Origin of the sequence: Sodaliphilus sp. (genome assembly GCF_045598405.1) — a bacterium.
Classification (GTDB): domain Bacteria; phylum Bacteroidota; class Bacteroidia; order Bacteroidales; family Muribaculaceae; genus Sodaliphilus; species Sodaliphilus limicaballi.
The window spans coordinates 12,828-37,399 of the sequence record NZ_JAZLLZ010000061.1 but is presented as its reverse complement, the minus strand read 5'-3'; the positions used below and the strand labels follow the sequence as shown (position 1 = coordinate 37,399).

Sequence of the window (24,572 nt, the reverse complement as noted above, 5' to 3'; positions counted from 1 at the left end):
TTTGCAATAAAAATAAGAAACAGTATGAAAAATAGCATTACATCTTTAGTTCCTTTCTTGAATAAGAGAGATGACAGCAGCCTTGATTGTGGTTATGCAACTAGCGAATATCGCTATCCGTTTATCATGTTTTCTCGCGACGGGAGTCGTTGTGACTTGTCGTTCAGCGATGTTTCTGCACTGTGTGGCGATGAGTCGGCGAGCACTTGGCAAGTGGTCGTGGCTGATGCTGTGAAAAAAGCATGGGGAACTACACGCCGCTACATGCCTGTAATCGCAAGAAATGCGATCACGGCAGGCAAGGCAAGCTATACTCTCGCATGCAAAGGGGCTAAACTAGCGTGCAAAGGGATTAAACTCGCATGTAAAGGGGTTAAGCTTGCGTACAGGGTGTGTAAGCGAGTGAAACTTGAGGCTCGCGACCTTATTCTCGTGGCAGGGTGGTGATGGTGAGTCGGTCGTAGGCTCGTGCGGCTTTCTCGCGTGCGGCCTCCACAGTGGTGTCGGTTGCCAGGATCACAGCCATGCGTCGGTGTCCCTTGACCTCGGGCTTGCCGAAGATGCGCATCTGCACGCCTGGTTCTTCGAGCACTTTGTCGATGCCCGACAATTCAATGCGATTAGTGTCGCCTTCCACTACCACGGCACGTGATGCGCTGGGGCCGTAGAATTTGATTTCGGGGACAGGCAGCCCCATGAGAGCGCGTGCATGGAGCGCAAACTCGCTCATGTCTTGCGATATCATTGTCACCATGCCGGTGTCGTGGGGGCGGGGAGAAACCTCGCTGAAGATAACCTCATCGCCCTTGACAAACATCTCCACGCCGAAGATTCCGTAGCCACCCAGTGCGTCGGTGACCTTGCGTGCGATGTCCTCGGCAGCAGCGCGTGCCTTGGTGCTCATGGCTTGTGGTTGCCATGAGTAGCGGTAGTCGCCATCTTCCTGAATGTGTCCCACGGGTTCGCAGAAGCATGTGCCAGCCACGCTGCGCACTGTGAGCATGGTGATTTCATAGTCGAAATCGACAAAAGCCTCGACGATGACTCGTCCGGCGCCTGCACGTCCGCCTTCTTGCGAGATGCTCCATGCCCGGTCCACATCGGCCTCGCACTTCACGGTGCTCTGTCCGTGGCCACTAGAGCTCATGATGGGTTTCACTACGCAGGGTATTCCCACTTGGGCAACAGCCTCGTGGAACTCTTCCTCGGTGCTGGCAAAACGGTAGCGTGATGTGGTGATGCCCAGTTGCTCTGCTGCCAAGCGGCGTATTCCCTCGCGGTTCATTGTGAGCCATGCGGCGGTGGCGGTGGGAGTGACGTGGTAGCCTTCTTTCTCAAGCTCTACAAGAACGGGAGTGGCGATAGCCTCAACCTCGGGAATGATGTGGTCGGGTTTCTCAAGCTTAATCACGCGGCGCAACTCGTTGCCGTCGAGCATATTGAACACGTGGCAGCGATGTGCCACCTGCATGGCTGGCGCACCCTCGTAGCGGTCGCATGCCACAACCTCAACGCCCAAGCGTTGTAATTCAAGGGCTACTTCCTTGCCCAGTTCACCACTGCCCAGCAATAGGGCCTTTGTTCCAATCTCACTGCATGTACTACCGATTTTAACCATAGCAAATGTGTTTATGTTTTCTTTGCAAAGTTAGTTATCATTATCGGTTCACACAACTTAAAAAAATGTAAAAAGTTTGCTCGTGTGGCTATGAATGAGTAATTTTGTGGACCAACACATTAAATTATAATGAAAAAATACTTTGTATATGCGATAATGCTGGCCGCAGCGGCGACCTTCGGCCTCGATGCTCATGCAGTCCCCGATGAGAAAGACCTTGACCCGAGTGTCCGCCTGCCTGTGCGCCGCCTGCATCCAGAGCGAGAGTTTGACAAGGCGATGAAGCAGATGCACAAGGACCACGAGGCCAAAGAACAAGCTCGTGAGGCCAAGGAGCAGGAGAAAGAAGCCAAGCGCCTTGAAAAGGAAGCCAAGAAAGAGGCAAAGAACAAGAGCAAGCACGACAACCGCGTGATTCCGCCTAGACCCGCCCAGCGCCAAGCCGCTGCCAGTGTCGATAAGTCGCTCATGAAAGAATTGCTGAGCAAGGACTATTCGCTCAAGAAGTTTGACCTCTATGAAGAACCCAAACCTATTACATGGAAAGATGATCCCGTGAGCAACGACGTGAACGGACTGCTGTCGCATGTGTCGAGCGGTCGTCGCAACGGCAACACGTTCTATACCCCGAAAGGCGTTTCGCTTGCCAATGACGCTAACGATGTGTTCTTCTGCTTCGAATCAAGCGGTAATGCCCCTGGACGTCTGCATCTGCGAGTGCAGTACTATGCCGACGACCCATTGAACTACAATGACATAACATTTACCATTGATGGCTTTAACTATAATTTTCACCCAAGCAAACCCGCACGAGGCAAGCAAGGGGCGCGCATGTATTGGGAACAGAGCGAGGATGCTCTCACTGCCAAGGACAAAGATCTGGTGTACGCATTGTCGCATTGCCACTGGGCACGCATCTCGCTCAAGGGAGCCGATGGCATGAACCACGTGAAGATGCTCACCGATAAACAACTCGAGGCATTCGCCCACACTTTTGAACTATATCGTGCCATGGGAGGCAAGTTTTAACGCTTCTCGAAATCACACCCAGCAGGAATGTAAACCATATCTGATACTAATGTTTTGGCTAACAGGAGTATAACAAGTTTGTCCGCATGGACAAAAAGCTGTGTTATACTCCTTGTTTTCTTTCTAGATACCCTCATGTAGCAGTTTTTGTTTACGAACAAAAATAAATTTGTTTTCATAAATTGTTAATTTAATTTTGTAAATTAAAAGTAATGTATTAACTTTGTGGAAAATTTTATTATTCACTTGATTATGAACAGCAAATTTATCAATCGCATAGCGGGCGTTGCGTTTACGTTTGCAGCATTGGCAGGGGCGAGCAGTTGCTCATTGTTACAAGGCAACAATGCGATGCCTCATTTCTCGGGCGAAGGCAAGTGCCCCGTTTGCGGCACAATAGTTACTAAAAATCCTGTTGCACAACAGTCAACTGTGGACAAGAGTTTCTTGAAGGAGCTTCTTGAAAAGGATTATTCAATTAAGGAATACAAATTTGACGAGCCCAAGCGCATGACTTGGCAGGACGACACTATTGCGGAGACCCAAGAGGAACTTATCGGTTCCTTCAAGTCAAAAGTCGTGTCGGGTTATAACAGTATTCTTCCCAAGAATGCGGTTGTAGATAACACTACTAACGACGTTTACTTGTATTTCACCGAAGACGGCCAGGGCAATCCCGGTGCATTGCGATTGCGTGTGCAGTATTACGCTGACGACCCATTGAACTACAACGACATGGTGTTCCAGATCGACGGTTTCGAGTATAAGTTCCGTCCAGTGAACATCAAGCGTGGCAAGGGAGACGGCATCATGATTTGGGAGCAGAGCGACGACGAACTCAAGGTTGCCGATAAGGATCTTGTTTACGCCCTGTCTCACTGTCAGTATTGGGCACAACTCAAGCTCCACGGCGACGATGGAATGAATCACGTGAAACTCATCAGCAAGGAGCAAATCGAGGATTTCAGCCGCACGGTAAAACTGTATCTGCTGCGCGGCGGATCATTCAAATGATTATAATAGTTTGATGTTTAATATTAGGAAGGGAATGAATCGTGATTGATTCGTTCCCTTTCGAGTTATTTGGCAGGAGTGTAAGCAAAGCCATGTTTGATGGGTAGAATTCATCCTAAAGTTGCACTAAAACTTTATGGTGAATTTTTACTTGAGGTTTAAATGTTTTATCTGTTATTTGTCAAGATATTTCCTGACGGGGCAGAGGGGGGGTGACAGGGAATATATCAGATGAAGAACACCCTAGCACAGCTGTTGTTCGGTAGGGGGAACTACTAGAGTGCTGGGAGTGGCATTTTATTACTTGGGAAAAAGTGGTGACTAAATGGTTGCAAAAACCGCAAAAAGGTGCTAACTTTGCATCATGGATGTGCATCAGGTGGCCAGTAGTGTGGCAATGTTTTCGTTTCTGACGTCGGCAGGGTTTATGTCGATGGTGAAGATACCTCGTCGTCCCGAGTGGAGGCGCATGAGGGTGTGCCGCACGTGCCTGGCGCTTGTGTTTCTTGTCGTGGGTTTGTCGTGTCTCAAGACGGTGTTGTTCAACCTGCCATCTACCCACGAGATAATCCAGACAAGCACGTTGGTGAGCGGTAGCATGCAGGCGTTGCTGTTTTGCTGCACAGGTGTGGCGTTTGTGGCTCCAAGGGAACTCTCACGCCGGTGGGTGGTGCCTGCACTGGCGGTGCTCACGGCAAATGCGATGCAGCTGGTGATGGTGGTGGTGATGTGGCGTGACCGCTTTGTGGTGTCGCTTGCATTGGCGCTAGTTGTGTATCTCGCACTTTTTGTGTTTTATCAGTATAAATTTTACCAAAACTACCGTGAGCTTATCAAGGTGACCGACGACGTGACCGACGAGGACAGCGCCTACAGTTACAAGTGGATAAAAACGTTCTACGTGATGGTGTCGCTGCTGGGTCTGTCGGTGTGTGTGGTGATATTCCTGCCCGTGCAAGCCTATGATGTGTGGATGCTATGCGCCGCAGTGGCGTATGTGTATGTCACACTGTGCTTTGTGAATTATTGCTACCGCACTGCTGTTGTCGTCAACAAGGTGTATGGCCGGGCTGAAAAGACCGAAGAAACACCACTGGTTGTAATGGGTGCCAGCGACGAGGCGTTTGATGTGCTCGAGGCCAATCTGGCTGAATGGATTGAGCGCAAGGAATTTGTGAAAAACGACCTCGTGTCGGAGACGCTGGCTGCTGAATTGGGCGTGAGCCTTACTGTGTTCCGCGCCTATTTCAAAGACCGGTTGGGCACAGAGTTCCGCCAGTGGCGCATGTGCTTGCGCATTGAGTATGCCTGCGAGATAATGCGGCAGCACCCCGACTACACCTACAGCATGGTGGCTGAAATGGTGGGAATAGGTGACCGCAGCAACTTCAACAAGGCGTTTGTTAAGGTCAAAGGTATGACGCCCAAGGAATTTGCGGCAACGATAGATTGACGGATGTTCTGAATCATGGAAGTACCTCGGTGCGGGTGAAAAAAGAGGGTATTGCCATGTTTTGACAATACCCTTGCATTTTTGTTTCTTAAAACTGAATAGATCAGATAAGATTTACTTCAACCTCGGTTTCGTTTTCGTTTACATTAACCTTGCCCTCGCGAGCGAGCCAGCCGATAGCTGCGTAAACTTCTTTCTCTTTCAATTTAGTGGCCTTCTTGAGACCCTTCACGTTAAGCGTGCCTTTGGCATCGTTGAGGGCGTTCCATACGGCACCTGCCCATAAACCAATAGTTTCTACGTTCATAATAAAAATCATTTAAGTTTAAAAACGTTGCAAAGGTAACGACTTTTTGTCCAATGGTCAATAAAATTGCTGCACAAACATGCACATAGCGCTATGCAACCGATTGCATAAAGTGGCTTTTCTTGCGTGCGTGCGCGCGCAATGAGATGGCTGATCCTCGGGCACAGGCGGCATTTCTTGCGTGCACACGCGCGCGAGTGATCTAAAAAATTTGGCTAGAATGCCTTGCGGTACTTGTCGTCGGGGTCGTCGGTGATGATGCTCAAGTAGCTGGCATAGCGCGACTCGCTGATGTAATGGTTCTCGACGGCTTCGAGCACGGCGCAGCCGGGCTCGTGGGTGTGGGTGCAGTTGTTGAAGCGACAACCCTCGGAGATGCTGAAAATTTCGGGGAAGTAGTGGGCCACTTCTTCTTTTTTGAAGTCGATGGTGCCGAATCCCTTAACTCCTGGGGTGTCGATGATGCAGCCCCCGCCAGGCAGGTCGAGCATCTCACTGAATGTGGTGGTGTGCATGCCGGTGTGGTGTGACTGCGACACATCGCCCACACGCACGTGGGCGTCAGGTATGAGGCAGTTGATAATAGAACTTTTCCCTACGCCGGAATTGCCCGAAAGCAGCGACATCTTGCCGGCAAGTGACAAACGCAGGCTGTCAATTCCTTGGCCTGTGACCGTGGATAGTGTGAGCACCTCGTAACCTATTGATTTGTATAGGCCAGCCACGGCGTCGAGGTATGCCTTGTCGTCGTCGCTGTCGAGCAGGTCGGTTTTGTTGATTGCGATGACGGCAGGCACGTTGTAGGCCATGGCGGTGGCAAGAAAACGGTCAATGAAAGTGGTGTTGGTCACGGGGTTGGCAAGCGTGACCACAAGAACGGCCTGGTCGATGTTGCTCGCTATGATTTGGAACTCCTTCGACAAGTTGCTGGCGCGGCGAATGATGTAGTTGCGTCGCTCCTCGATAGAGCGGATAAAAGCTGTTCCGTCGCCTTTGATCTCGATTGTGACGATGTCGCCCACCGCCACGGGGTTAGTGCAACGGAAACCCTTGAGGCGCAGGTTGCCCTTGATTTTGCAGTTATGCAGCGTGCCGTCGTCATGGCGCACGACATACCAGCTGCCGGTGTTTTTAATTACAAGTCCTTTCATTGTGAATGCAAATTTACAACCTAATTCTTGATTTTTCATTCATTGTTGTGAAAAAAATAGCGTGAGCGAATTTTTTTTATGCCATTTAGTTGAATATTTAGCGGGTTTATTGCTGTTGTTTCACTTATTTTTTGTAATTTTGTGCAAAACTTGGAAAGAAAGTGGCAACAGAACTTCAAGACACACTGGCTCGGTTAGTAAGCAAGAGCACTGTGATGGTTGAGAAATACCATGCTCTCTCGGCAGCAAAAGAACAGGCTGTCGCCGAGTTGCAGCGTGTGCAGGAAGAGAATAAGAAGCTGCGCATAGAGATGGAACGCGTCAAGCGTGAGAACGAATATCTGCGCATGGCCCACATGGTTGCGCCCAATGCCGAAGCTGCGGCACGAGGCAAGACGATGATTTCCAAGATAGTGCGGGACATTGACAAGTGCATTAATCAATTAAATGCATGACAACACGATAATGGCAAACGAAGCAAAGAAACAAATATGGTTGCACCTGGCTGACGTGAATCCCATTCCGCTCAGCGTAAACCCCAGCGAGGAGGAGCAATGCCGCAGGGCGGAGGAGCTTGTCAACTCGTTGTGGGACAGGTGGATGCGTCAGTTTGCCGAGAAAGGTTCATCGTCGGAGGTGCTAGCAAGGGTTGCATTCAGGTTTGCCCAGCTCTATTACAACGAGTATGCGGCCAACAGAGGGGTGAATGACTTCTTGAAAAAGTTTGAAAAAGAACTTGACAGCATTGTCGTGGATGTGTGATGCGGGTAGCGCAGTCTGCCAGCATTGTGCATATTGTCGGTCAGTGACAATTTTGAAGAGTTGAGATTTAGGTTCCTGCACACTCATTGTGGACTTATCGCCGCCCTAGGCTGGGGCGGATTGTCGCACAAGGGTTGTGCATTTTTTATTAATATTTTATTCACATATTATTTTTATACATGGAATTTGTTTATATCGCAATTGCAGCTGTTGTAGCTTTCGCAGTGGGCATGGTAATCGCCCAGATGATGGCTAAGCGCAATGCAAAATCAAGGGCCAACGAGATTATCGAGAAGGCCAAACTTGAAGCCGAAGTTCTCAAGAACAACGAGGTGATCAAGGGTAAGGAAGAAGGTATGTCAATCAAGAGCGAAGCTGAGAAGCAGGCCAACGCACGCCTCTCAAAGGTGCAGTCAAGCGAGGCCAAGCTCAAGCAGCGCGAGCTTCAGCTCAACCAGCAGCAGGCCGACGTGCAGCGCAAACGCAACGAGGTTGACAACCTGAAGTCAAACCTTGAGCACCAGCAGGAAGTCCTTGACGACTATAAGAAAGAGGTCGAGAAGATGGAACGCAGCGTGCGCGACACACTTGAGCACGTGAGCGGTCTCAGCGCAGAGGAGGCAAAGGAGAAACTCGTGGAGTCTCTCAAGGACGAGGCCAAGACTGCTGCCGCAAGTTACATCAACGACATCATGGATGATGCTAAACTCACAGCCAACAAAGAGGCAAAACGCATCATCGTAGAGACAATCCAGCGCGTGGCAACAGAGACCGCCATCGAAAACGCTGTGACAGTGTTCCACATTGAGAACGATGAGATTAAGGGCCGCATCATAGGCCGCGAGGGTCGCAACATCCGCGCTCTCGAGGCAGCCACAGGCATCGAGATCATCGTTGATGATACCCCCGAGGCTATCGTGCTTTCTGGTTTCGACCCCGTGCGTCGCGAGATTGCCCGCCTGGCGCTCCACCAGCTTGTGGCCGACGGACGTATCCATCCTGCTCGCATCGAGGAGGTAGTTGCTAAAGTTCGCCGTCAGGTAGAGGAGGAAGTTATCGAGACTGGCAAGCGTACCGCTATTGACCTGGGTATCCACGGATTGCACCCCGAGCTCATTCGTCTCATCGGTAAGATGAAATACCGCTCAAGTTATGGCCAGAACCTGTTGCAGCACTCACGTGAGACTGCTAACCTGTGTGCCGTGATGGCAAGCGAGCTGGGTCTCAATCCCAAGAAGGCCCGCCGTGCCGGTCTGTTGCATGATATAGGCAAGGTGCCCGATGACGAGCCCGAATTGCCGCACGCAATCCTCGGTATGAAGCTTGCTGAGAAGTACAAGGAGAAAGCCGACATCTGCAATGCAATCGCTGCCCACCACGACGAGGAAGAGGCCCAGAGCCTTTATGCTCCCATCGTGCAAGTGTGTGACGCAATCTCGGGTGCACGTCCTGGTGCACGCCGCGAAGTGGTTGAGGCCTACATCAAGCGCCTTAACGACCTTGAGCGTCTCGCACTCAGCTATCCCGGCGTTGTCAAGACCTATGCAATCCAGGCAGGCCGCGAACTGCGCGTGATCGTGGGCGCTGACAAGATCAGCGACGCAGAGACCGAAAAACTCTCTAACGAAATCGCTCAAAAGATTCAAGATGAACTTACTTATCCCGGACAGGTGCGCATCACCGTTATCCGTGAAACCCGTGCAGTGAGCTACGCTAAGTAAGTTATACCTAAAAAAGGTTATTCATGAATCAGGAATATAACAAGAAACCAGTTAACGACAGCGCTGAAGCGTGCTTGAACTGCGGCACAGGGTGCTGCGGCGACAACAAGTGCAGCCGGTGCAACCTGCACAGCTACAACTGGCTTGAAGACGTGCCAGGCAACGACGAAGAGTTTGATATCGTCGAGGTGCACTTCAAGAACACCCGCCGCGGCTTCTATCGCAACTCGTCGCACCTGCCCCTCAAGGCTGGCGACATGGTGGCCGTCGAAGCCAACCCCGGGCATGACATAGGCGAGGTGGCAATGACCGGACGCCTTGTCAAGCTGCAGATGAAGCGTGCCAACCTGCGTCCCGACACCGAAATCTTGCGGGTGTTCCGCAAGGCAAAGCCCCAAGACCTGGAGCGCTTTGAGGAAGCAAAGGCTCGTGAGGTGGACACCATGATACGCTCGCGCAAGATTGCCGTTGACCTGGGACTGAAGATGAAGATAGGCGATGTGGAATACCAGGGCGACGGAAACAAGGCCATATTCTACTATATCGCCGACGAACGCGTGGACTTCCGCCAGCTCATCAAGGTACTGGCCGATGTGTTCAAGATACGCGTTGAAATGAAGCAGATCGGCGCACGCCAGGAGGCCGGACGCATAGGCGGAATAGGTCCTTGCGGACGACCGCTGTGCTGTGCTAGCTGGATGACCAACTTTGTGTCGGTTGCAACTAGTGCTGCAAGGTTCCAGGACATCTCTCTCAATCCGCAGAAGCTTGCCGGACAGTGCGCTAAACTCAAGTGCTGCATCAACTTTGAGGTGGACACCTATGTTGAGGCTTCCAAGGCAATGCCCTCACGCGACGTGCAACTGGAAACGAAAGACGGCTTGTATTATTATTTCAAGGCCGATGTGCTCAAGCGCGAGATCACATATTCTACCGACCGCAATGTGCCTGCTAATCTCGTGACGCTTCCTGCCGAACGAGTGTTTGAGGTGATGGCACTGAATCGCAGTGGCGTGCGGCCCGACAAGTTGTCGCTTGACGACAATGACAAGCAGGCCGAGAAGAAGGCCTTTGGCGACATTCTGGGCCAAGATGCGATCAATCGCTTCGACAAGAAGAAAAAGAAGAAAAACAACAAGCGTCCCCGTGGTCAGGAAAACAATGGCGCGAGCGACAGCCAGCAACGCGACCAGTCGTCGCGTGAACCCCGCAGGGAATCACGCCGCGACAATGGTCCTGCTCCCGCTGCCGACAATAACAAGGAGGGAGGCGAGCAATCTAACCGCTCACGCCAGCACCGACGCCCGCGTGGCGAACAAGGTGAAGCTCCCCGCAACGACCGCCAGCGTCGTCACGGAGGCGGCAACCGCCACCAGGGGAATCCCAATAAGCGCAGAAATGAGAACGGAAACTCCAATAGCGCCGAAGGCAACAACAACCGCCGCCAGCAACAGCCCAAGGATTAAACTTGTGGCTGCTGCCATGGCAGTTGTCGTCATGTTGCTGGGCTTGGGAGGCTGTACTTCCGAGCAGAACTTCTATTGTCAGTTTCAAGATGTTCCATCCCACGGGTGGGTCTCGCAGGTGCCTTTGAAGTTTGAACCTCAATTCCCCGACTCGACGATAAACGAGTGCGAGATCATCTTGTCGGTCAGGCATAATAACAATTTTGCTTACCGCAGCCTGAACCTTATAGTTGACGTCATGGACTCGCTTCATCATGTGGTGCGCACTCCCGTGAGCATTGCTGTGAGTGACGAATATGGCAACTTGAACGGGAGCGGATTCGGTGGTCTGTACCAGTGCAGCGCAAGCGTTGTTGAGTCCATTCCGTGCAGTGCGGTCAAGAGCATCATCGTGTGGCCCGCGATGAAGGGGTGCGATACTATCATGAACGTGGAAGACGTGGGTATCACACTGAAGGCGGCCAAATAAAACGAGCAGAACGTAACATGGATAGTTTCATTCCTAAACACTTACAAGACGAAGTCAAGGCGCGAGTATCGCGTCTTGCTTTGTTACTCAACAATGCCGGCGTGGAAGCTATGCTGGTGTGTGACAACGTAGGGCTGTATTACTTGAGCGGCAGGGTCTTTGCCGGATATATCCTTGTGGGCCAAGACGCTAGCGCAAGTTATTTCGTGCGTCGTCCCGTCGGGTTCTCGGGTGTGGATTACATACGCAAGCCCGAGCAGATTGCCGAGATTGTGGGCACAGTGCCTGCAACGCTGGCACTCCAGCTCGACACGCTCTCGGTGGCTGATTACAACCGCCTGTCCAAGGCGTTTGCCGGGGCAAGCATTGTCGATGCATCGGGCATGATGCGCCAGCTGCGGTCGGTCAAGTCGCAATATGAGATAGAGTTGATGCGTGCATGTGGAGTGAAACATGTCGAGGCTTATAGCCACATCCCCGAGGTATATCATCCCGGAATGACCGATGTGGACTTGCAGATTGAGATAGAACGGTTGCTGCGCAAGCATGGTTGCCTGGGACTATTCAGAGTGCACGGGCAGTCAATGGAACTGTTTATGGCCAATATCCTGTGTGGCGCCAATGCCGACAATGCCAGCCCTTATGACTTTGCCATGGGCGGGGCAGGGCAGGACTTGTCGCTCCCAGTGGGTGCCGATGGCACCACGATAGCCAGCGGGAATGCTGTGATGGTGGATGCATGTGGCAATTTCAACGGTTACATGACCGACATGACCCGCACTTATGCTGTGGGCGAGTTGCCCGAACTCGCGTTGCGGGCTCATCGCGTGTCGATTGAGATTAACCGTTGCATAGCCCAGGAAGGCAAAGCAGGTGTTGAGGCAAAGCGTCTGTATGAAATCTCGCTGGAGATGGCGCAGCAGGCCGGACTTGATGACTATTTCATGGGACACAGGCAGAAAGCAGGCTTCGTGGGCCACGGCGTGGGCATTGAGGTCAACGAGGCTCCCGTGCTGGCACCTCGCAGCCGCGATGTGCTTGCCGTGGGCAATGTCATCGCTGTCGAGCCTAAATTTGTAATCCCTGGCGTGGGCGCCGTGGGCATCGAGAACACCTATGTCGTGACAGAGTCGGGCATGGAATGCATCACCCTTGCTCCTGAGGCAATCACACCGCTAGTTTGAATTGAGAAATGACATTCGGATCGTTTGAATATATAATGGAACTTGTCGCCACGGCATTCTATGCCATCAGTGGTGTTCGTCTTGCTGCTGCCAAGAAGTTTGACTGGTTTGGGGCATACGTGATAGGTTTCATCACAGCCTTCGGCGGTGGTACCGTGCGCGACGTGTTGCTGGGCGTAGATGCATTCTGGATGGACGACGTGAATTACGTCATCGCCACGGTGATAGGCCTTGCCATTGTGATAATCTTCCGCAAGTGGCTCGTGCGCATTGAGGGCACGTTCTACATCTTTGATGCCTTTGGCCTGGGATTGTTTGTCGATGTGGGCATCTACAAGACTCTCATGATGGGGCACCCCATGTGGATGGCAATCATGATGGGAACCGTCACGGGCGCTATGGGCGGTGTGCTGCGCGACATCTTTATCAACGAGGTGCCGCTGGTGTTCCGCAAGGAGGTTTATGCCACGGCATGCATCATGGGTGGCATCGTCTATTGGGCAGTGGGGCTCATCGACCCGCACCCCATCGTGCCGCAGATGTGTTGCGCCGTGTTTGTGGTGGTGCTGAGGTTCCTCGCGGTGAAGTACAACTGGTCGTTCCCCGCATTGCATTACAGCTATAGCGGTGAGGATGACGAAACTAAAAAAGATAAATCCTAACAAGAAATGAAGATAGATAAGGCAGAAGCTCGCAAGACAACCATACAGTTGCTCAAATATGGAGTGATAGGTGTGTCAAACACGCTCATCACGCTGGTGACATTTTATTTGCTGAACACTTTGGCGGGGTGCACCTATGGAGTTGCTAATGTGATTGGTTACATTCTGGGTGTGATCAACAGTTTCATCTGGAACCGCAACTGGGTGTTCAAGACTCACAACAGCGTGAAGCGTGAGGCGATGCTCTTCGGCATCGGTTTCTTGCTGTGCCTTACTTTGCAAGGTGCGGTGAGCTGGTTCTTGCTTGAAGGCCTAGGCTGGAAAAATATGGACGAAATATCATGGCTCCCCATGAAGAACACCGGGCAAAACATCGTTATGCTCATCGCCATGGTGTCATACACCCTAGCCAACTACATCTACAATCGCGTAGTGACTTTCAGGGAAAAGAAGTAAAACCTTACAACTTAATTTTGCATTTTGCGACATCTGCAACTATTCACCAATTGGGGTGATCTCTCGCAGATCTCGCAGATGACGCAGATTTTTTTGATTAAGGAAGGAAAGAAATTATCCGATATTAAAATCATTTCACTGCAAGGTGGCGGTATTCGACCGCAGTATAGCGTATCGTTATCCCTGTCCTGCCTTCGCTTGCGTTCAGTTAGGAAAGGGTTATGTGCAGAACTGCGGTCTGCGTATCGGCTTCCACCCTCTTTTAGTCCCCGCACTATTCTTCCCCGGTGCCTTATGCTTTGTGCGAAAGAAAGATTTTGGTGAGATATTATGCGCGGGGACTCTGCAAAAAATAGTAGTCACGCGACACCCTCGCGTCAGCAAGAGGCATCTGATTTGTCGGCGGTGATGGTCGGCGTCCTTTTTTCAAGGTCGAGCAGTTGTTGCTTGACTTGGGTGCCGCCTCGGTATCCGCCCAGGCCGTTGCTCGCCACGATGCGGTGACATGGATAGACTATCATCAAGCGGTTGACGTGGCATGCCTGCGCTGCGGCACGGTAGGCCTTGGGACTGCCTGCGCGTTTAGCTAGTTCGGCATAAGGAATTGTCTCGCCGTAGGGGACCTTGAACATTTCATTCCACACTTTCATCGTGAACTCGCTGCCTGTGGTGAAGCAAGGCAAGTCAAACTCACGGCGCTCGCCGGCAAAGTATTGCTGGAGTTGTTGTGTGCAATGCGTTAAGAGCGGGAGAGAGGCTTCGGCAAGGTCGAGATGCGATGATTTGCCCAGTTGCGACAACATCTCTTGTGCATCGTCTTGTGTTGTGATGAGGGCAATGCCACGGGTTGTGCATGCCACGGTGAGCACTCCCACAGGGCTGTCAATGGTGGTGTAGCACAGCTTGCCTTTGTTCACGGGCTCTATGCCCAGTGATGCCGCGCGTTGCATCATGAAGGGGTAGGCCTCGACATAGCTGTTGGCAATAGCACCGTCGAGTATGGCATCCTTGATGGCGTCTTTGATTTGCCCCACCTCGCGTGATGGCGTGAGGCCGAATGTCTCCATCACCTCGGCCCCGTCGATGGGCGGCTGGAAATTGCGCACTCGGTCTTTCTCCTCGATGTCGATGAGTTTGCGTTTCACCAGGTCGAAGTTGTCGCGGAATCGTTTCACCTTTTCTTGGTTCTTTGACGTGATGTCGGCCTTGCACAGAGTCATCAAGTCGTCGATATCGTCGCCGGCGTCAAAGAGCAATCTTCTCACAGCCGAGTCGGTGACGCCATCCTCGACCAGAGCGATGGGGCGCATGTGCAGTCCCACTAGTTTCTTGACATACTTCATGTGCTCGTTGAGCGGAAGGCGCATGCGGCCGAACACTTTGGGCACCATTTTCTCTCCTATGAAGTTGTGATTGTGGAAAGTCCATCCCAGCTGGTTGTCCCAGCGTTTGGTGGCAGGTTTGCCTATGTCGTGCATCACTGCCGCCCAGCGCAGCCACTCGTTGGTCGATGCACCGGCCACGTTGTCGAGCACTTGCATCGTGTGCAGGAAGTTGTCTTTGTGCCCTCGTCCGTGGCTGTTGTCCACGCCCTTGAGCGCGGCGAGTTCGGGGAAGATGAGTTGCAACAGCCCGGTCTCGTCGAGAATCTTGAATCCGCGTGAAGGCTGCGGTGACCGCACGATTTTCATCAGTTCCTCGGCGATGCGCTCGCGTGTGATGATTTTGATGCGCCCGGCATTGCGCTTGATGGCTTGCAGCGTGTCGGGGTAGATGTCAAATTGCAGTTGTGTTGCAAACCTCACGGCCCTCATCATGCGCAACGGATCGTCGCTGAAAGTGATGTCGGGGTCGAGCGGAGTGCGTATGATGCGTCGCTGCAAGTCGCCTATGCCGTCGAATGGATCAAGCAGCTTGCCGTAGGTCGATTTGTTGAGCGAGATAGCCATGGCGTTGATGGTGAAGTCGCGTCGCAGCTGGTCGTCGCGCAGCGTGCCGTCCTCGACGATGGGGTTTCGGCTCTCGCGGCGGTAGCTTTCCTTGCGTGCGCCCACAAATTCAAGCTCAAGCCCCTCGCGTGTTTTCACCTGTGCAGTGCCGTAGGTCTTGAACACAGCCAGCGTGGCCTTGCCTTTGCCCAGTCGTTGTGCCACGGCGCGTGCCACCTCGATGCCGCTGCCCACAGTCACAAAGTCCATGTCCTTGCTCGCGCGTTCCAGAAAGATGTCGCGCACATATCCGCCCACAACGTAACACTCGCGCTGCATCTCATCGGCAACGCTGCCCACGAGGTGAAACACCGGCAATGCCACGTGCGGCTCTATTTTATCTAACTTGATTTCCATATTTATTATTATGGTGCAAAATTACTAAAATAATCTAGAATAATGAAACGATACACTGCTATCGATGGTAGTATTATTAGTAAAAACAGTGCATTTGTCGATTATTTGCTCGGTTAATGATAAAATGTTTGGAAAATATTTTGCACAATTGCCCAACATGTACTACCTTTGCATAGAATTTAGGCCAAATGTCATAGAGTTCAGTTAGACGTTAGATTGAGAAAATCATGATAGGCCTCAAAGTGCGAGTCCTAATTTTAAAATCCAATAATTTTATTTATCATTGAATGCGTGATGTCGTGCACCGTGTGCACCGCGTGTTATGGACTCCAGAAATGAAAGTATTCATTAATTATTATATATGTACAATATTAACGAATTAAATTCCATGAGCGAGGAGCAACTGCGCGATCTCGCGAAATCATTGGGACTAAAAAGAATTAACACTACGCCTGTAGAGAAACTTGTGTTTGACGTGCTTGACCGCCAGGCCGAAATCGAGGCCAAGGGGACAGAAGAAAAACCTGCAAAGCGCGCAAAGAAAGAACCTGCTAAGGCTAAAAGTGAAAAGAAGAGTAAATCTAGTGAAAAGAAAACCCCTGCTGAATCTGATGTAGAGAACAAAGATCAGCAGGCCGAAACTGTTGCCCCCGCTCCTAAAAAACGCGGACGTGCAGCAAAAAAGGATACAACCCAGGCACAACCTCAACAAGAGGTGGTGACCGAGGCACAGGCTCAAGAGACAGCTGTACCTGCCGAGCAACCTAAAAAAACAAAGCAGAAGAAGGCAAAAGAAGAACCTGCAACCGATGCCCCCGCAGCCGAAACCCCCAAGCGTGGACGCACACGCAAGGCAAAGCAGGAAAAGGCACAGCCCGAGGGCGAAGCAGAACCTGCAACTGTGCCCGTTGAAGCACAGGCTCCTGCTGACAAACCTGCGGTTGAGGAGGTTAGTCCTGCCGAAACACCAGTCGAGGAAGAGACACCCCAGCAGGTGCGTCGTGACGTGGGTTTAGGCTCGTTCTTCAACACCGGCAGTGTGCAGACGTTTAAACCTCGCACTCAGCAAGAGCGTGAAGAGGCCGCACGCCGTGCCGAGGAACAGCGCCGCCGTGCTGCCGAAGAAGCAGCCAAGGCTCCTATCATAATCCAGGAACCCAAGGCCGAGAAAGAACAGCAACAGCAAGGCGGTAAGAAAAACAAGAAGAACAAGAAAAACAATAACAACCAGCAGCAACAGCAGCGTGAGATAATGAGCGAAAATCCGTTCGCTAACAATCCTTACAATTTCGAAGGCATTCTCACCGCATCGGGACTGTTGGAGATCATGCCCGACGGCTATGGGTTCTTGCGTTCAAGCGATTATAACTACCTGAATTCGCCCGACGATATCTATGTGGCCCAAGGACAGATCAAGAATTTAGGACTAAAGACAGGAGATGTGATCGAGTGCACCATTCGCCCGCCTCGCGAGGGCGAGAAGTATTTCCCCATGTGCGACGTGCTGGCTATCAATGGACGCACTCCCGAGTTTGTGCGTGACCGCGTGCCCTTCGAGCACCTTGTTCCTCTGTTCCCCGAGGAGAAGTTCGACCTCGTGTCGCACACTCACCCCACATTGTCGCAGCGTGTAGTCGATATGTTTGCCCCCATAGGCAAGGGACAGCGAGGTCTCATCGTGGCTCAACCCAAGACAGGTAAGACATTGCTGCTGAAAGACATCGCTAACGCAATTTCAGAGAATCATCCTGACACCTACATGATTATCCTGCTCATTGACGAGCGTCCCGAGGAGGTTACCGACATGGCTCGCAGCGTGAATGCCGAGGTTATTGCTTCGACATTTGACGAACCCGCCGACCGCCATGTGAAGATAGCCGACCTCGTGTTGAGCAAGGCAAAACGCATGGTGGAGTGCGGTCATGACGTGGTGATCCTGCTCGATTCAATCACTCGCCTGGCACGTGCCTACAACACAATCGCGCCTGCATCGGGTAAGATTCTCTCTGGTGGTGTCGATGCCAACGCCTTGCAGCGTCCCAAGCGATTCTTCGGTGCTGCCCGCAACATTGAGAACGGCGGCAGCCTCACTATCATAGCAACGGCTCTCATCGACACCGGTTCCAAGATGGACGAGGTGATCTTCGAGGAGTTCAAGGGAACAGGCAACATGGAGCTTCAGCTCGACCGCAAGCTCAGCAATAAACGCATCTTCCCGGCAGTAGATGTCATGGCATCAAGCACTCGCCGCGACGACTTGCTTCTCGACAGTGCTACGCTCAACCGCATGTGGATCATGCGCCGCTACTTGAGCGACCGCACCAGCGTGGAGGCAATGGAGTTTATCAAGGAACGTATGGAGCGCACTAGATCCAACGAGGAATTCCTGCTCACAATGCAAGACTAACAACACGGTGGCATGGCACGCATTCTAGGCATAGATTACGGACGACGTCGCACAGGTGTGGCAGTGACCGACCCCTTGCAGATTGTTGCAGGGGCTATAGGGACATTGCCCACACACACTGTGCTTCAGTTCATCAAGGACTATGTGGCAAAGGAGGAAGTGGAGCTCATCGTTGTGGGGCAACCCACCCAGCTCAATGGACAGCCCAGCGAGAGCATGCGCTACATCACTCCTTTTGTCAACACGTTGCGCAAGCAGTTGCCCGAAATGCCTGTGGTGATGTATGACGAGAGATTTACTTCAACCATAGCTCACCAGGCGATGATCGACGGAGGCATGAAGAAAAGTGACCGCCGAGACAAAGGGCGCGTCGATAGCATTGCGGCCACTATTATCCTGAATGATTACTTGTCAAGCAAGAGATAAGAAAAGAATATTTATTAGTTAACTATAAAAACTATATTATTATGGTATTACCTATATATCTTTACGGTCATCCGGTGCTTCGCAAGGTTGCCGAAGAGGTTACTCCCGAATATCCTGCACTGGCCGAACTTATTGCCAACATGAAGGACACCATGTATGCAAGCGATGGCATAGGCATCGCAGCCCCGCAGGTGGGAGTGAGCATAAAGTTGGTGTATATCGATGTTGATGTCTTGGGCGAAGACATGCCCGAGCTCAAGGGTGTGAACATGGTGCTCATTAATCCCGAGGTCACAGTCATTGAGGATGGTAATGTCACTCAACGTGAAGAAGGTTGCTTGAGCCTTCCCGGCATTCACGAGAGCGTGAAACGCACCGAGAAGATTAATCTCAAGTGGACCGACGAGAACTGGGAACAGCATGAGCAGGTTATCGAGGGGTATCTTGCGCGCGTGGTGCAGCACGAGTGCGATCACCTGGACGGCAAGGTGTTCATCGACCATGTTTCGCCCATTCGCAAGCAGCTCAACCGTTCAAAACTCAACAATATCATCAAGGGAAATGTGCGTTGTCACTACCGTACACGCGGGTTCAAACCACTCAAAAAATAAAAAAGTAAGGGATGTCTCACGACAGCCCTCACAAACCTTAAATCTAATACCATGAAAAACACACGTACAAATGTATAAAGATTTTATGTATTGACAAAACTATTCATTGAATATTTATTTATAATTAACATATTTTAAAGAAAAACGCGGGAAAATGGGAGAATCTAACAATATTGATCCGAATAATAGTGCTGGTCAAAAACATAATGTCGTGAGGACATTTACACGCCTGAACATTCTTGTGGCTTCGCTGTGCGTTATTGTAAATGTGATTGTCACATTGTTTTTGTGTAATTTCTATTTGGGTACCCTTGAGTTTATGCAAGAAGCATATCTTGCGGCTCCTGTGAAGATGTGGGTTGCTAAAACCTTCGTTCCCATATTTGTTTCTGTGTTTGTTAGCGCGGTTATTATTTTGATTGCTTATCTTGTATTCAAGAAAGCTGTGAATGTAAAAGGGCTGTTGCTATTGAATTTGGTAATAGCAATGGCAATTACGCTAACTGACCGGTTGATTCATTTTTTTCAGTATGGATTCATCTGAAGTGTGTGTCAAAGTTCTGCCAGTCGAGCTGCAATTTCTGGATTGCCAGTTGTAGGGTAGTGAAATCGGCGGGAGAGAAGTGGAAGTGGCTACTTGTGGGTAAGGTGATTGCTGTGGCGCAGGCGAGGCGTTGCTGCAGCATAGTGAGACTTTTGGGGGAAACAAGTTCGTCGTGTTGGCAATGGATAGCGAGCACGGGGACTGTGATTGATGGCAACTGATGCTTGGTGATGGATATAAGTCTAAACAGGTCGGCAATGCGTGGCAGCCATGAGGCATATTGCCACCAGTTACCTTGTTCCACTCCCATTTTGTCAATCATCGACAACACGTCGGGCGAGGTTGTCTTGACCTTAAACCCTATCTTGATGTTGTTTGTGATGGCTTTACATGTAACATTGACTTTGAGAGGGGTAGCTATAGCAATAACTGCCTTTATCTTTTCACTGCATCGCGCACTCTCATTGAGCATTAGCAATGCGCCCATAGAACGTCCTAATAAAATGATGTGTTCGTAGTTGCTCCTGAGCTTATCAGTTGCCTGTGAGACAGCTTCCTGCCATTGCGACAACGAAGCTCCGGCAAAGTCCTTCATGCTTCCGCCGTGCCCGGGAAGGGTGATTGCAGCAGTAGAATAGCCAAGTCGTTCAAACGCAGGAACGAACTCGTTCATGGCGTGAGCTGCCTCTGCAATGCCGTGAACCATCAGCACAACAGTCGAGGCACCTGTCACGTTGTTCACTATGGTGTTACTGCTTGTCATTTTTTGAAAAATGTCTGCACAGGTGGGTGATGGGGCAGTTGAGGCAGTCGGGGCGCTGTGACTTGCACACGTAGCGGCCGTGGAGCAGGAGCCAGTGGTGGACCTTGTAGCGCAGGTGCTCGGGGATGTGGCGCGTGAGGGCCTTTTCTACTTCGAGCGGAGTCTTGCCGTTGGCCAGACCTAGGCGGTTTGACACACGGAACACATGTGTGTCAACGGCGATAGCTGCCTTTCCGAAGACCACGCCCATTATCACGTTGGCAGTCTTGCGACCCACGCCGGGCAACAGGGTGAGCTCGTCCATAGTTGAGGGGACGGTGCTGTTGAACTTATCTACCAGTATTGCCGCCATAGCTTGCAGGTGAGCCGCCTTGCTGTTAGGGTAGGAAACGCTCTTTACATATTCAAGTATGTCCTCGACGCTTGCGGCCGCCATAACCTCGGGCGTGGGATAGGCGGCAAAGAGCGCAGGGGTGACCTGATTCACACGCTTGTCGGTACACTGCGCCGAGAGCATGACCGCTACTAGTGTTTCAAATGGGTTGGAGAAATTTAGCTCGCTCTCGGGATTTGGGTTTGCTGATGCAAAATGGTCGAGCACCGCTTGGTATCGTTCTTTGATAGTCATTTGTCAAAATCTTACAAAAATGGCACATGCCCCGTTGGTTGGGAAATGTGCCATCGCATTGTATTGCTAACTTGATTAATGTGCGCTCTTGAACTCGTCGAGGAAGCGTGCGTCGTTCTCGCTGAACATGCGCAGATCCTTGACCATGTACTTGAGGTTAGTGATGCGCTCAACGCCCAGACCGAATGCATAGCCGGTGTAAACACTGCTGTCGATGCCGCTTGCCTCGAGCACTGCGGGATCAACCATGCCGCAACCCAGAATCTCTACCCAGCCGGTGTGCTTGCAGAATCCACAGCCCTCACCGCCGCACAGCATACAAGAAACGTCCATCTCGGCACTAGGTTCGGTGAACGGGAAGTAACTGGGACGCAGACGAATCTGTGTTTCGGGACCGAAGAGCTCTTTGGCAAAGTTGAGAAGCACTTGCTTTAGGTCGGCAAAGGTCACGTTCTTATCGATGTAGAGACCCTCAATCTGGTGGAAGAAGCAGTGAGCACGCGCGGTGATTGCCTCGTTGCGGTAAACGCGACCGGGGCAAATGATGCGGATGGGCGGCTGCTTGCGCTCCATGGTGCGCACCTGTACTGAACTGGTGTGGCTACGCAACACGATGTTACGCTTCACGTCTTCCTTGTTCTGCTCGATGAAGAAGGTGTCCTGCATGTCGCGTGCAGGGTGGTCGGCAGCAAAGTTGAGTGCGCTGAACACGTGCCAGTCGTCCTCAACCTCGGGACCATCGGCAAGGGTGAAGCCCAGGCGAGAGAAGATGTCGATGATTTGCTTGCGCACCACCGAGATGGGGTGGCGAGTACCCAGCTCGGCAGGGAATGCCGGGCGGGTGATGTCGATTTTGTTCTTTTCCTTTTCCTGTCCCTTGAAGGTTTCCTTTAGAGCATTGATGTTGTTGGTAGCAAGATTCTTGAGCTCGTTGAGCTTCTGTCCCAGTTCTTTCTTCTGCTCGGGCGGAACGGTGCGGAAATCGGTGAACAGTGCTGTGATTTCACCTTTTTTGCTCAGATACTTGATGCGCAGAGCTTCAAGTTCCTCTTCGTTGGCGGCATGCAATGCTGCAAGATCCGTTTTGAGTTTCTTTATTTTTTCAAATATCATAGTCTGTATATGTTTATATTTGCAAAGGTACAAAAAATAAAGCAAAGTGCAAGGATATTTTTTGCATTATTTCATGCGCGTAATGTTTGTGCGATTAAATTTTGGTAATTACGGCAACATTTGATAATTTTGTAGTCTGTATGCAAGGTCAGGAATTCATATCGCGTGTTGATGGTTACATCTGGTCGAATGCGTTGTTCGTGAGCGGCGGTCGGCCCGTGCTTGTGACATTGAGTGGTGGCGCCGACTCGGTGGCTCTGCTCAGGGTGCTCGTGGCGTTGGGCTATGAGTGCATCGCTGCGCATTGCAATTTCCACCTGCGTGGCGAGGAGAGCGACCGCGACGAGCGGTTTGCCGTGTCGCTGTGCCGGTTGCTGGGCGTCAGGCTGGTGGTAAAGCACATGGACGTCGAGGCACGCCAGCGTGAGCGTGGCATCTCGGTCGAGATGGCATGCCGTGAGCTGAGGTATGAGTGGTTTGCGGCAATGGCTTCCGAATTTGGCTGCCAGGCCATAGCCGTTGCCCATCATGCCGACGACAACGTGGAGACCTTTTTCCTCAACGCCCTGCGCGGCACAGGCATAGCGGGCCTTGCCGGGATGAAGCCGCGCAACGGCAATATCGTGCGTCCGTTGCTGGGCGTGACCCGCAGCGAGATAGAGGAGTATCTCAACGAACTGGGGCAGCCGTATGTCGTTGACAGCACAAATCTCGAGAATGACTACAAGCGCAACCGCGTGCGCAATGTGATTGTGCCCGTTATTGAGCGAGAGTTCCCCGGAGCCCGCAAGACGCTCCAGTCAACGGTTGAGCACACGAGGGAATGTGCTGACCTGTATCGAGACTTGCTTGGAGACTTGAAGTCGAGGCTAGGCATTGCTGATGGTGCCGAGTGCAGGGTTGGCGTGAAGGAGCTCTTGGCAGTTAAGACAAGCAACATGGCATTGCTCGTCCACGACTTGCTGGACAGTTATGGGGTAAGCCATGAACAGAGCGAATATATAGCCGAAATACTCTCTTCCAAAAGTATGAAAGGGCAGAAAATCCATACATCAAGTCATACTTTAAGCATAAGGGAGCAATATGTTATAATAGAAAAGAATAGCATTGGGATAAATGACCAAATACAGGTTGATTTCAGCGCGCTTCATGGAGTTAAAGAAATACTTGAAGTGAACACTGCGCCAACCAAGCCTTTCGCACCCAAGATGTGCGACGGGAAGGGTTCTGTCGCATTGCACAAGGATGTGATCAAATGCGAGAATGTCGTTCTGCGCCATTGGCGTGAAGGCGATCGCATGCGTCCGTTCGGGATGCGTGGCACCAGGCTGGTGAGCGACATGTTCTCCGATGCAAAGTATGGCCCCGTCGCTAGGCGTGCGGCATGGCTGCTTGATGTGGATGGTGAGATTGTTTGGGTGCTAGGATTGCGGTCGGGAAATTCCTTCAAGGTTGATGTGGGTTCCACTGACTACATTCTGGTCAATACTAAAAAATAAGAGCACCATGAGTCACGGTGCTCTTGTTGTGTATAGTAATGCTTTTAATTGTCTTGATGTTCCTGCTTATTTGTTGAACAGCAGGTTGGCCAGTGTTTCGGAGTCGGCATCGGGCGATGACATGATTTTCGCGATAACTTTCTCAATACGTTTCAAGCTTGCCTCGTTCTTGGCAAGCACGGTGTTGTCACGTCCAAGCACATAGAACACGGGAAGGGTGGGGAGGTCGTAACTTCCGCCGTCGTTAATGCTTTGCGACTTATTCCACCCGTTGGTCACCCATGCGGGCATTTGTGTTTTCTTCCACTGCTTTTCGTTGGCCATGGGATTAATGGCAACCACTCTCACGATACCTGTTTCTACTGCTTGCTTGATGGCCGCGCTGGCTTGCAGGTTTTCCTTGACCTTGGCGCATGCGTCGCAGTCGGGGTCGTTGAAATACAGCAGTGTGAAACGTTTGTCATTATTTAGCAAGTTTTCCTTTTCTCCTTTGTCTGTGATGTAGTCAATGTCGTTTGCGGTTTTTCCTATGCGGTTCTTCATTGCGCTTTCGAGCAAGGCTTTGGGGCGCATTTTCTCGTTGTTGCTCAGCACGAACGATTCGGTTGCGTGTTTGAGCACTGCCATATAGACGTCCTCGTTGTGAAGGCTGTCGGTGGGGTCGCTCAGGCGGTTAAGGACCATGTCGAGGGCTTTGCGGTAGCTCTTGGGGTTGGTGCTCATCACCTGCATTGTTTGTTCTACAATGAGCATCGCGTTGTCGCGAGGCATCTTCTGTGTCTGCTCGATAAGTTTCATGAACTTGTCGGGGTCTAGCCCGAAAAATTGCTCTTGTGCCGGCGCTGTGAATGCGGCTCCGATAGCTAATGCTATTGCTAAAATAAATTTTTTCATCTTTTTTACGTGTTAAAGTCTTGCAAAGGTAAGCAACTTTGAGTATTTTT

Annotated in this window: 24 protein-coding genes and 2 pseudogenes; 17 read left to right on the top strand and 9 right to left on the bottom strand. The window is 51.3% G+C overall.

Translation table 11 applies throughout. The features are described 5' to 3' along the window. Positions 1-24 precede the first annotated feature (24 nt). Positions 25-447: a hypothetical protein gene (locus ACKI3C_RS05090; protein ID WP_407402702.1), complete on the top strand. Its 423-nt coding sequence runs from the start codon at positions 25-27 to the stop codon at positions 445-447. Here the strand turns inward: ACKI3C_RS05090 and purT are convergent. After that, positions 425-1,618, bottom strand: coding sequence for a formate-dependent phosphoribosylglycinamide formyltransferase (gene purT, locus ACKI3C_RS05085; RefSeq protein ID WP_407402700.1), 1,194 nt, complete (start codon positions 1,616-1,618; stop codon positions 425-427). The genes ACKI3C_RS05090 and purT overlap by 23 nt on opposite strands. Before the next feature lie 129 nt (positions 1,619-1,747). On the opposite strand from purT, the gene ACKI3C_RS05080 reads away from it, so the two are divergent. The 3 genes from ACKI3C_RS05080 (at position 1,748) to ACKI3C_RS05070 (ending at position 5,114) form a co-directional block, all read left to right on the top strand. Next, a complete protein-coding gene (locus ACKI3C_RS05080; protein WP_407402698.1) occupies positions 1,748-2,647 on the top strand; it encodes a hypothetical protein in 900 nt (299 codons plus the stop codon). A 252-nt stretch (positions 2,648-2,899) separates the two neighbouring features. Continuing rightward, complete coding sequence (locus tag ACKI3C_RS05075) at positions 2,900-3,661, top strand: hypothetical protein (RefSeq protein WP_407402696.1); 762 nt, start codon at positions 2,900-2,902, stop codon at positions 3,659-3,661. Positions 3,662-4,058: 397 nt separating this feature from the next. Continuing rightward, positions 4,059-5,114: a helix-turn-helix domain-containing protein gene (locus tag ACKI3C_RS05070; RefSeq protein ID WP_407402694.1), complete on the top strand. Its 1,056-nt coding sequence runs from the start codon at positions 4,059-4,061 to the stop codon at positions 5,112-5,114. Between the two features lie 103 nt (positions 5,115-5,217). On the opposite strand, the gene ACKI3C_RS05065 is transcribed toward ACKI3C_RS05070, so the two are convergent. Both ACKI3C_RS05065 and rsgA read right to left on the bottom strand, forming a co-directional pair. Next, positions 5,218-5,421, bottom strand: a complete 204-nt coding sequence (locus ACKI3C_RS05065; protein ID WP_407402692.1) for a winged helix-turn-helix domain-containing protein — start codon at positions 5,419-5,421, stop codon at positions 5,218-5,220. Between the two features lie 215 nt (positions 5,422-5,636). Next, entirely contained in the window at positions 5,637-6,572 is a 936-nt protein-coding gene (rsgA, locus tag ACKI3C_RS05060) for a ribosome small subunit-dependent GTPase A (RefSeq protein ID WP_407402690.1), read from the bottom strand. Between the two features lie 161 nt (positions 6,573-6,733). On the opposite strand from rsgA, the gene ACKI3C_RS05055 reads away from it, so the two are divergent. The 8 genes from ACKI3C_RS05055 to ACKI3C_RS05020 all read left to right on the top strand — a co-directional run bounded on the left by ACKI3C_RS05055 (position 6,734) and on the right by ACKI3C_RS05020 (position 13,292). Continuing rightward, positions 6,734-7,027 (top strand): hypothetical protein, encoded by a 294-nt coding sequence (locus ACKI3C_RS05055; RefSeq protein WP_321625817.1) that lies wholly within the window; start codon positions 6,734-6,736, stop codon positions 7,025-7,027. Between the two features lie 10 nt (positions 7,028-7,037). Continuing rightward, on the top strand, positions 7,038-7,334 hold the full coding sequence (locus ACKI3C_RS05050) for a hypothetical protein (protein ID WP_407402688.1): 297 nt from the start codon (positions 7,038-7,040) through the stop codon (positions 7,332-7,334). Positions 7,335-7,513: 179 nt separating this feature from the next. Further along, positions 7,514-9,055 carry a ribonuclease Y gene (gene rny, locus ACKI3C_RS05045; RefSeq protein WP_407402686.1) on the top strand — a complete coding sequence of 514 codons (1,542 nt, stop codon included), beginning with the start codon at positions 7,514-7,516 and terminating at the stop codon, positions 9,053-9,055. A gap of 23 nt (positions 9,056-9,078) precedes the next feature. Next, positions 9,079-10,521, top strand: coding sequence for a regulatory iron-sulfur-containing complex subunit RicT (ricT, locus tag ACKI3C_RS05040; protein WP_407402684.1), 1,443 nt, complete (start codon positions 9,079-9,081; stop codon positions 10,519-10,521). Continuing rightward, positions 10,454-10,990, top strand: a complete 537-nt coding sequence (locus ACKI3C_RS05035; RefSeq protein WP_407402682.1) for a gliding motility lipoprotein GldH — start codon at positions 10,454-10,456, stop codon at positions 10,988-10,990. The genes ricT and ACKI3C_RS05035 overlap by 68 nt, the downstream gene beginning before the upstream one ends. Positions 10,991-11,007: 17 nt before the next feature. Next, a complete protein-coding gene (locus tag ACKI3C_RS05030; RefSeq protein WP_407402680.1) occupies positions 11,008-12,174 on the top strand; it encodes a M24 family metallopeptidase in 1,167 nt (388 codons plus the stop codon). 8 nt (positions 12,175-12,182) lie between these two features. After that, positions 12,183-12,836 (top strand): trimeric intracellular cation channel family protein, encoded by a 654-nt coding sequence (locus tag ACKI3C_RS05025; RefSeq protein WP_407402678.1) that lies wholly within the window; start codon positions 12,183-12,185, stop codon positions 12,834-12,836. Between the two features lie 6 nt (positions 12,837-12,842). After that, entirely contained in the window at positions 12,843-13,292 is a 450-nt protein-coding gene (locus ACKI3C_RS05020) for a GtrA family protein (protein WP_407402676.1), read from the top strand. Positions 13,293-13,669: 377 nt separating this feature from the next. Here ACKI3C_RS05020 and ACKI3C_RS05015 read toward each other — a convergent pair. Both ACKI3C_RS05015 and ACKI3C_RS05010 read right to left on the bottom strand, forming a co-directional pair. Then, a pseudogene (locus ACKI3C_RS05015) lies at positions 13,670-14,179 on the bottom strand (methylated-DNA--[protein]-cysteine S-methyltransferase); the annotation flags it as partial. 27 nt (positions 14,180-14,206) lie between these two features. Then, positions 14,207-15,637: pseudogene (locus ACKI3C_RS05010) on the bottom strand (CCA tRNA nucleotidyltransferase); the annotation flags it as partial. 361 nt (positions 15,638-15,998) lie between these two features. On the opposite strand from ACKI3C_RS05010, the gene rho reads away from it, so the two are divergent. From rho to ACKI3C_RS04990, 4 genes are all read left to right on the top strand, one after another. Further along, a complete protein-coding gene (gene rho / locus ACKI3C_RS05005; protein ID WP_407402674.1) occupies positions 15,999-18,044 on the top strand; it encodes a transcription termination factor Rho in 2,046 nt (681 codons plus the stop codon). Between the two features lie 12 nt (positions 18,045-18,056). Further along, positions 18,057-18,470, top strand: coding sequence for a Holliday junction resolvase RuvX (ruvX, locus tag ACKI3C_RS05000; RefSeq protein ID WP_407402672.1), 414 nt, complete (start codon positions 18,057-18,059; stop codon positions 18,468-18,470). A 41-nt stretch (positions 18,471-18,511) separates the two neighbouring features. Beyond that, a complete protein-coding gene (def, locus tag ACKI3C_RS04995; protein ID WP_407402670.1) occupies positions 18,512-19,081 on the top strand; it encodes a peptide deformylase in 570 nt (189 codons plus the stop codon). A gap of 154 nt (positions 19,082-19,235) precedes the next feature. Next, a complete protein-coding gene (locus ACKI3C_RS04990) occupies positions 19,236-19,625 on the top strand; it encodes a hypothetical protein (RefSeq protein ID WP_407402668.1) in 390 nt (129 codons plus the stop codon). Here the strand turns inward: ACKI3C_RS04990 and ACKI3C_RS04985 are convergent. The 3 genes from ACKI3C_RS04985 to pheS all read right to left on the bottom strand — a co-directional run bounded on the left by ACKI3C_RS04985 (position 19,618) and on the right by pheS (position 22,129). Next, on the bottom strand, positions 19,618-20,388 hold the full coding sequence (locus tag ACKI3C_RS04985) for an alpha/beta hydrolase (RefSeq protein ID WP_407402666.1): 771 nt from the start codon (positions 20,386-20,388) through the stop codon (positions 19,618-19,620). The genes ACKI3C_RS04990 and ACKI3C_RS04985 overlap by 8 nt on opposite strands. Next, positions 20,375-21,016, bottom strand: a complete 642-nt coding sequence (gene nth, locus ACKI3C_RS04980) for an endonuclease III (RefSeq protein WP_407402664.1) — start codon at positions 21,014-21,016, stop codon at positions 20,375-20,377. Before nth ends, ACKI3C_RS04985 begins: the two co-directional genes overlap by 14 nt. A gap of 75 nt (positions 21,017-21,091) precedes the next feature. After that, positions 21,092-22,129 (bottom strand): phenylalanine--tRNA ligase subunit alpha, encoded by a 1,038-nt coding sequence (pheS, locus tag ACKI3C_RS04975; RefSeq protein ID WP_407402662.1) that lies wholly within the window; start codon positions 22,127-22,129, stop codon positions 21,092-21,094. A 140-nt stretch (positions 22,130-22,269) separates the two neighbouring features. On the opposite strand from pheS, the gene tilS reads away from it, so the two are divergent. Beyond that, positions 22,270-23,628, top strand: coding sequence for a tRNA lysidine(34) synthetase TilS (tilS, locus tag ACKI3C_RS04970; RefSeq protein WP_407402660.1), 1,359 nt, complete (start codon positions 22,270-22,272; stop codon positions 23,626-23,628). Positions 23,629-23,694: 66 nt separating this feature from the next. On the opposite strand, the gene ACKI3C_RS04965 is transcribed toward tilS, so the two are convergent. Then, a complete protein-coding gene (locus tag ACKI3C_RS04965) occupies positions 23,695-24,522 on the bottom strand; it encodes a DUF5106 domain-containing protein (protein ID WP_407402658.1) in 828 nt (275 codons plus the stop codon). Positions 24,523-24,572: the final 50 nt, after the last annotated feature.

Excerpts from the sequence above, each read along its gene's own strand:
- ACKI3C_RS05050 (WP_407402688.1), top strand. The coding sequence starts at position 7,038 with ATGGCAAACGAAGCAAAGAAACAAATATGGTTGCACCTGGCTGACGTG.
- rsgA (WP_407402690.1), bottom strand. The coding sequence starts at position 6,572 with ATGAAAGGACTTGTAATTAAAAACACCGGCAGCTGGTATGTCGTGCGC.
- ACKI3C_RS05070 (WP_407402694.1), top strand. The coding sequence starts at position 4,059 with ATGTTTTCGTTTCTGACGTCGGCAGGGTTTATGTCGATGGTGAAGATA.
- ACKI3C_RS05065 (WP_407402692.1), bottom strand. The coding sequence starts at position 5,421 with ATGAACGTAGAAACTATTGGTTTATGGGCAGGTGCCGTATGGAACGCC.
- ACKI3C_RS05030 (WP_407402680.1), top strand. The coding sequence starts at position 11,008 with ATGGATAGTTTCATTCCTAAACACTTACAAGACGAAGTCAAGGCGCGA.
- ACKI3C_RS04965 (WP_407402658.1), bottom strand. The coding sequence starts at position 24,522 with ATGAAAAAATTTATTTTAGCAATAGCATTAGCTATCGGAGCCGCATTC.
- ACKI3C_RS05090 (WP_407402702.1), top strand. The coding sequence starts at position 25 with ATGAAAAATAGCATTACATCTTTAGTTCCTTTCTTGAATAAGAGAGAT.
- ACKI3C_RS04990 (WP_407402668.1), top strand. The coding sequence starts at position 19,236 with ATGGGAGAATCTAACAATATTGATCCGAATAATAGTGCTGGTCAAAAA.
- ruvX (WP_407402672.1), top strand. The coding sequence starts at position 18,057 with ATGGCACGCATTCTAGGCATAGATTACGGACGACGTCGCACAGGTGTG.
- rny (WP_407402686.1), top strand. The coding sequence starts at position 7,514 with ATGGAATTTGTTTATATCGCAATTGCAGCTGTTGTAGCTTTCGCAGTG.
- pheS (WP_407402662.1), bottom strand. The coding sequence starts at position 22,129 with ATGATATTTGAAAAAATAAAGAAACTCAAAACGGATCTTGCAGCATTG.
- purT (WP_407402700.1), bottom strand. The coding sequence starts at position 1,618 with ATGGTTAAAATCGGTAGTACATGCAGTGAGATTGGAACAAAGGCCCTA.
- ACKI3C_RS05035 (WP_407402682.1), top strand. The coding sequence starts at position 10,454 with ATGAGAACGGAAACTCCAATAGCGCCGAAGGCAACAACAACCGCCGCC.
- ACKI3C_RS05075 (WP_407402696.1), top strand. The coding sequence starts at position 2,900 with ATGAACAGCAAATTTATCAATCGCATAGCGGGCGTTGCGTTTACGTTT.
- ACKI3C_RS05020 (WP_407402676.1), top strand. The coding sequence starts at position 12,843 with ATGAAGATAGATAAGGCAGAAGCTCGCAAGACAACCATACAGTTGCTC.
- ricT (WP_407402684.1), top strand. The coding sequence starts at position 9,079 with ATGAATCAGGAATATAACAAGAAACCAGTTAACGACAGCGCTGAAGCG.
- tilS (WP_407402660.1), top strand. The coding sequence starts at position 22,270 with ATGCAAGGTCAGGAATTCATATCGCGTGTTGATGGTTACATCTGGTCG.
- ACKI3C_RS05080 (WP_407402698.1), top strand. The coding sequence starts at position 1,748 with ATGAAAAAATACTTTGTATATGCGATAATGCTGGCCGCAGCGGCGACC.
- nth (WP_407402664.1), bottom strand. The coding sequence starts at position 21,016 with ATGACTATCAAAGAACGATACCAAGCGGTGCTCGACCATTTTGCATCA.
- rho (WP_407402674.1), top strand. The coding sequence starts at position 15,999 with ATGTACAATATTAACGAATTAAATTCCATGAGCGAGGAGCAACTGCGC.
- ACKI3C_RS05025 (WP_407402678.1), top strand. The coding sequence starts at position 12,183 with ATGACATTCGGATCGTTTGAATATATAATGGAACTTGTCGCCACGGCA.
- ACKI3C_RS04985 (WP_407402666.1), bottom strand. The coding sequence starts at position 20,388 with ATGACAAGCAGTAACACCATAGTGAACAACGTGACAGGTGCCTCGACT.
- def (WP_407402670.1), top strand. The coding sequence starts at position 18,512 with ATGGTATTACCTATATATCTTTACGGTCATCCGGTGCTTCGCAAGGTT.